Origin of the sequence: Mesorhizobium sp. M7A.F.Ca.AU.002.02.1.1, assembly GCF_003998535.1 — a bacterium.
GTDB classification, from domain to species: domain Bacteria; phylum Pseudomonadota; class Alphaproteobacteria; order Rhizobiales; family Rhizobiaceae; genus Mesorhizobium; species Mesorhizobium ciceri.
The window spans coordinates 1-6,710 of record NZ_RZPB01000312.1; the positions used below are offsets into that span (position 1 = coordinate 1).

General features: G+C 57.5%; 5 protein-coding genes. 3 read left to right on the forward strand and 2 right to left on the reverse strand.

Annotated features, from left to right (window positions below; all coding sequences use genetic code 11):
* The first annotated feature begins 382 nt into the window (after window positions 1-382).
* Complete coding sequence (locus EN879_RS40025; RefSeq protein WP_244514443.1) at window positions 383-574, forward strand: recombinase family protein; 192 nt, start codon at window positions 383-385, stop codon at window positions 572-574.
* A 368-nt stretch (window positions 575-942) separates the two neighbouring features.
* Complete coding sequence (locus EN879_RS40030; protein WP_063170810.1) at window positions 943-1,128, forward strand: recombinase family protein; 186 nt, start codon at window positions 943-945, stop codon at window positions 1,126-1,128.
* Between the two features lie 35 nt (window positions 1,129-1,163).
* On the opposite strand, the gene EN879_RS19265 is transcribed toward EN879_RS40030, so the two are convergent.
* Entirely contained in the window at window positions 1,164-2,219 is a 1,056-nt protein-coding gene (locus EN879_RS19265; RefSeq protein ID WP_063170811.1) for a sensor histidine kinase, read from the reverse strand.
* Window positions 2,216-3,655, reverse strand: coding sequence for an ATPase domain-containing protein (locus EN879_RS19270; protein WP_013525068.1), 1,440 nt, complete (start codon window positions 3,653-3,655; stop codon window positions 2,216-2,218). The genes EN879_RS19265 and EN879_RS19270 overlap by 4 nt, the downstream gene beginning before the upstream one ends.
* A gap of 256 nt (window positions 3,656-3,911) precedes the next feature.
* Between EN879_RS19270 and EN879_RS19275 the strand changes: the two genes are divergently transcribed.
* Complete coding sequence (locus EN879_RS19275; RefSeq protein ID WP_063170812.1) at window positions 3,912-5,828, forward strand: PAS domain-containing sensor histidine kinase; 1,917 nt, start codon at window positions 3,912-3,914, stop codon at window positions 5,826-5,828.
* The last annotated feature ends 882 nt before the right edge of the window (window positions 5,829-6,710 follow it).

Consider the following 6,710-nt stretch of genomic DNA (forward strand, 5'->3'; position numbering starts at 1 on the left):
CGCCAGCGCCGCCGATCAGAGCGCCAGTTCCGGCCCGCTGCTGGCCTTCGGTCTGCGCGCACCCGGCCAGTGCCGCGGTCATCAGCACGTCGGCTATGACTTTGTGAACGTTCATGTAAGGTCTCCCTTGAAGGCCTGATATCCCTATGGCTTGCCACCTGCGGCTGCAATGCGGCGGAACGGGGGCACGAGCCGTCACGATAAAAGACATGGTTTCTCGGGTGTTGATAGAAGCCTGCCTGCTATTTTCCGCGCTTCTCGTTTATGGCGACAAGTCCATTCGGTACAAAGTGTCGATCATTGTGTAACGAGATTGAAGCCTCATACCGCTAGGATCGTCCGGTTCAAGCGAACGTTCAATCTGCCTTCCAGGCGCGAAATGATGGAACAGGCGCACACGGTCCGTCGACCTGCTGAGAACGCACAGCGCGTGCGCGCAGCTCAATACCTGCGAATGTCCACCGACCACCAGAGCTATTCGATCGACAATCAGAAGGATGCAATCCGTGAATTCGCGGATGCGATGAACTACGACACCGTGGCCACATACGAGGACGCCGGTCGCTGCGCTTGAACCTCGAAGCAAAGGCTGTTGGCGGATGTCGAAACGAAGAACGCGGATTTCGAATCGTCATCGTCTACGATGTGAGCCGCTGGGGCGATTCCCGAACCCCGATGAGAGTGCGTCGTACGAGTATCGGTGTCGTGTTGCCGGCGTTGAATTGAATATTTTGGCGAACAGTTCGCAAACGATGGCAGCATCGGATCAGACCTGCTCAAGGCGATAAAGCGCACGATGGCGTGCCGAGCACAGCCGGGTGTTGTCGGTCAAGGTGTTTGCCGGCCAGTGCAGGCTCGTTCGAATGGTGACACCGGCAGGGAGGGTCGGCCGGCCTGGGCCTGAGGCGCCGGTTCATCGACCAGCTTGGGTGCACAAAGACCATGCTCGCTCTCAAAGAGTACAAGGGCCTCCAGACGGATCGGGGCATCCTCGTGCCTGGACCACCTGATGAAATTGCGGCGGTGCGCTGGATCTACCATGAATACGTGAAGGCTGGTCGGACCGAGCTTCAGATTGCGCGGTCGTTGAATGCCAAGGGAGTGGTCACCGGTCTCAACCGACCTTAGAATTTCCGCTGCCCAAATTGTAGGCGCTGCCGCGATCAGCCTAGCCGTTCATCGGGTGCAAGGCGGGACAGTAGGCCGCGAATAGAGAAACGCAGGCCATCCGACGCGAAAACAAGATCTGGAGCCTCTCCAAATAGGCTGGTCAATGCGGCGCGCATATAGCGTGTTCCATATCCTACTCGCGAGGGTTGAACTACCGACGGTCCTCCTGATTCGATCCATCTCAGCGTCAGCACTGGTTCCGAACTCGCCGTTATATTCCATTCCATTCGTATCCTGCCTTCGGGGCGGGACAAGCCGCCATATTTAATGGCGTTTGTTGCTAGTTCATGAAGCGAGAGGGCGAGAGTTGTACCGGCATCGCGCGAAAGCAGCACCTCGGGTCCGTCGATCGTGATGGCAGTTTGTTGCTTGGAAAGGTATGGCGCGAGGACCGATTTTGCGACATCCGTTAAGGCCACGGTCTCGCCACCGGCAGCAAAAACTGCAGAATGAACATCCGACAAGGCCCTCAATCGCCCTTTGAAGTCTTCTGCAAGCCCTTCTGCCGAGATCGCACCGCGCCTGGTCATATCGAAGATGGATATGACGGTCGCCAGGATGTTTTTCACTCGATGATTTAGTTCAAGGCGGAGTTCCGTCTCCCGCTCAAGATAGTCACGCACGTCGCGCTGGCGAATTCTGGTGAGGAGTGCCGACTGGATTCCGCTTATTAGTTCGAGCGCAGCCACTGGACGCTGATAGTATATCTGACGTGAACGTGGCCAGGCAGCGCTCAGCGCCGCTTGGATGCGTGACTGCTGTGCCCCACGGTCCAACAAAACAACGATTGGAATTTCCGACCAATTCGGCTGCGCCTGAAGGAAACTTTCAACTGTTGCGATAGCCTGAGGATTTAAGGCTTCATGGGTAACAACCAGCACTCCAGGGGACAGTGCAAGCAATCCCTCTAAGTCCTCGGGGCTCGCCGCTCGAGCCCGTAAACCACGTTCCTGCAGCAGGGAGGCGGTGTAACCAGCATCCTTGCGGTAAGGCGCCAAAATGAGCACCCAATCCAGTGTTCCCAGCCCGTTTCGCTCGACGTCGCTCACGTCTCGGGCAGAGGATTGTAAGCAACCACGGAAACGCCGGAACTCGCGATGAAAAGTTCCCGGACATCGAGATCGTGGGGACCGTGGCGTTTCTTGACGACCGTGATATTGCGCCTAAGGCGGCCTTCATGCTCGGACATGCGCAGCAGAAGCACGGTGTCGCCGAGAAAACTGACGTCCACGTCGATCCCAACATTCTGCCCGAGCAAACCATGCTGGGCGACAATGAGCATGGTTAGCACGTCAGCGCGAGCGAGATGTTTCAGGAGAGACTGGATGTCCAGCACCGCCTTTTCCCGGTGGGGAAGAGAATTCAGATAGCCGGTGAAGCTGTCAATCACGACTACCCGGGTATTGTTGCGACTGACGACTTGCTGCACAATCTGGCCGAACTCTCCGGGCGAGATTTCGTTCGGACTAAAATCGTAGATGACGAGTTGGCCGTCCTTGTAGAACTGCCGAAGATCCATCCCAAGGCCTTCGGACCGGCGAAAGAAAGTCTCCAGCCGCTCCTCAAACAGGAACAGGGCCACGCTCTCGCTCCGTTGAAGCGCGGCAGTGGCGTAAAGCGACGACATCGTCGACTTGCCTGTCCCCGACTGACCAATCACGAGCGTTATGGTTCCCGATTCCTGGCCGCCGCCGAACATCTCGTCGAGAGCGGCTACCCCTGATTTGATCAGTTGCGGCTTGGTCACTTCGGCAGGCGACCCGGGCACAATCCTCGGAAACACCACAACGCCTTCACCCTCGCGAATGGCCATATCGTGATAACCGTCTGCAAACGGCACGCCGCGCATTTTGCTGACTTCAACACGCCGGCGCACGCCGCCGTAATCCTCGAGAGATTTATCAAGCCGGATCACGCCGTGGGCAATGCCCTCGATTTCCTCGCCATTGTGATCGCCTCCGCTGGTCTGGGTGTCGAGCAACACCGCCACAATGCCCCGCTTGGCCAGGAAGGCCTTGAAACCAATCAGCTCGCGCCGGAACCTCGGTGTGTCGCCGGTAATCAGCCGGATCTCGAGCAGCGAGTCATAAACAAGCCTGTGTGGCTTGTGTTCTTCAATCGCGCGTTCAATCGCCTTGCGCGTCTCATCCAATCGAAGGTCCGCAGTCTGGAAAATCGTCTGATCGGCCGCTCCGCTCAAGGTCTCCGAAGCGGACAATTCCTCAACGCGGATGCCATCAAGCGTCCAGCCGTGTGAGGACGCAATCGCTTGCAGTTCGGCGGCGGTTTGCGAAAGGCTGACATAGATGCAGCGTTCACCGGCTGCCACACCAGCGCGCAGGAATTGCAACGCCGCGGTCGTCTTGCCTGCGCCTGGATCGCCTTGCACGATGTAGAAATTTGAAGCGGGCAATCCACCGCGAAGAATTTCGTCCAAGCCGGCAATGCCGGAACTTACAACGGGCTGCTTCTTTCGCTCGGTCATTCCGCCATCGTCTCCAAACAGGAATCGCAAGCCGCCAGTATCACAGGTTCGAAGTAGAACTGGGTGGAGCGATCGGCGGCCCGGCCCGGTATCTGAAATTCCAATTTCTGTAACGGCCGCGCCCCCGTCAGGCAAGTAGCTCGTTGCAGGCCACGGCAGTCACGGCCTGTGCCACAGCGCGCACGCCTTCCCATCGTCTGTGGAACCATCCAAGACGCCAGCAGTTTCACAGAGTTAACAAATGAACGGATGGGGTATGATTCAAGGGACCGTCGATAAAGCCGATGAGGATCGCTACCGCGTTCTCGTCGAAGCCGTTACTGATTATGCGATCTATATGTTGGACCGTTCGGGAACCGTGACGAGTTGGAACGCGGGGGCCGAGCGGTTCAAAGGCTATTCCGCGAGCGAGATCATCGGTCAGCATTTCTCGTGCTTCTACACGGAGGAGGATCGCGAAGCTGGTCTTCCATCGCGGACTCTGGAGACAGCAGCCCGCGATGGCAAATTTGAGACCGAGGGCTGGAGGGTTCGTCGCGACGGGACTCCTTTCTGGGCTCACGTTGTGGTTGATCCTATACTCGATCCAAGCGGCAGACTAACCGGCTTCGCCAAAGTCACCCGTGATCTTACCGAGCGCAAGAAAGCGGAGGAGGAAATCCGGAAAAATCAGGAGCAGTTCCAGCGTCTGGTTCAGGGCGTGACGGACTACGCGATCTACATGCTTGATCCTGAAGGCGTAATCACGAGCTGGAACTCGGGTGCAGAACGCATCAAAGGTTACTCGGCCGACGAAATAATCGGCAAGCACTTTTCGCAATTCTACACGCCCGAGGACCGTGAGCGGGGCAGTCCGCAAAGTGCCCTGGAGATCGCCGCCCGTGAAGGGCGAGTTGAGCGCGAAGGCTGGCGTATACGCAAAGACGGAACTACGTTCTGGTCCCACGTGGTCATCGACGCCATTCGGCACGAGGATGGCGAACTCCTGGGGTTCGCGAAGATCACACGCGACATTACGGAGCGGAAGAAGGCGCAGGAGTCCTTGGATCAGGCCCGTGAGGCCCTTTTCCATTCACAAAAAATGGATGCGGTCGGCAAGCTAACGGGCGGCGTCGCCCACGATTTCAACAATTTGCTGATGGCGATTCTGGGAAGTCTTGAGCTGCTCCGCAAACGGCTTCCCGACGATCCACAATTGCTGCGTCTTCTCGACAACGCGGTGCTCGGCGCGCGACGGGGAGCGTCCTTGACGCAGCGCATGCTGGCCTTTGCCCGGCGGCAGCAACTCGATCCAAAGCCTGTCGATTTGATAGGGCTCATACACGGAATGAAGGATCTCTTGGAACGATCGCTGGGCTCAAGGGCGATCATAGAGACGAAATTTCCGCTCTCGCTTGATCGTGTGATGGTTGATGAAAGTCAAATCGAACTCGCATTGCTCAATCTGTGCGTCAATGCCAGGGACGCGATGCCTGATGGTGGGACGATCGTCATCTCCACTCGGATGGAACAGGTCGGCGAAAGCAAACAGGCTGGCTTGGCCCCGGGGCATTATGTCTGCCTCTCGGTAGCAGACGCTGGCGAAGGAATGGACGAAGAAACACTAGCTCGGGCGACAGAACCGTTCTTCACCACAAAAGGCGTTGGCAAAGGCACGGGTCTCGGTCTGTCTATGGTCCATGGGATGACAGAACAAATGGGCGGGCGCCTGACGCTTAGGAGCCGCAAGGGAGCAGGAACGACGGCGGAACTGTGGCTGCCGGTGGCCACCGCGAGCTCGGAAGTCGCGCGCGGGCCGGATGTTCTTGCCGAGGAAGCCATTGAGACGGCGTCGCTGCGGATTCTGGCAGTGGATGACGATGCGCTGGTCCTTTTGAATACCGCGGCAATGCTCGAGGATCTCGGCCATACTGTCGCGGAGGCGCATTCTGCGGCGGCAGCCCTCAGGTTGCTGGAGGAGCAGCCGTTCGACCTCGTCATAACGGATCATGCTATGCCGAAGATGACGGGCCTGCAGCTATCGAATACGATCAAAGTCCAGTGGCCGAACGTACCCGTCATTATAGCAACGGGCTACGCCGAACTCCCGGGGACTCGCGACATCAAAATTCTCAGCAAGCCGTTTACTGAAGAAGAATTGGCGAACGCAATAGCAGCCGCTAATGTCGCGTAGGGTCGCCTTAGACACCACCCCCTTTGAGTTCCTTGATGCGTCAAGCTGGGATAAGATCCTCCAATTTTTCTCTGAGAGTACTTGCGAAGCGGCAACCTGCTCGGCGGTCAGAAGGGTCTATGGAAAGTGTACGTTCAAGCAGCCGATTCGTGCGAGAGGACGACTTCGTTCTTCGAAAGATCGCTTTGGTCGCCTGCCCTACCAGCCTATGCCGCACTTTAGCTCCCGGATCTAACTGTTTGCAAGGCTTGGGAACCCGCGAGGCGTTGTTCTCGCAGTCGCGCAGTCAAGCAGGAGTGCGGACAGGCCTACCCAGCAGCGAAACAGAAAAGCGCCGGCGCTGGGTCTTCACCGGGGCTAAGGGCATGTACGAGCTACCCTGCATGTCCGAGTTTCAGCCTGCGCTAATATTGTAAATGAATGACTGTGCGCACCGACTTCTCCGGGTCGTTGCGTTTGGCGTCACTGTGGTTCCCGAAGGGCCGATATACTCCACCAGCGCGAGGCATGACCGCTCAGATTCTGTTGGTCGGCGCCAACGTTCGCGCACCTCTGCGCCGGCCGCCACGGCACTTTGAGGTGAAGTGCCGCTCACGGAGCTAAAACCCAGCAATTGGCCGACAATCGCCGAATAGCCGATTGGTTGAAAACGTACAGCGAATCCGTTGGGGTTATGCTGGACAACAGGGTAAACAATTCCTTTCGCTGGAAGGGAGGCCGCGATGGTTCGAACGCATTTAGAAGTTGCACAAGGCGTAATCGCAACCGGCTATCTTGTTCGGCATAATTCCATGATCGGAACTGCCAAGTTTCGCCAAGACGTGGATCGTTCAAGGCGCGCAATCGAGACATCGCGCGAACTGCTCAAACGCCTTCGCCAAC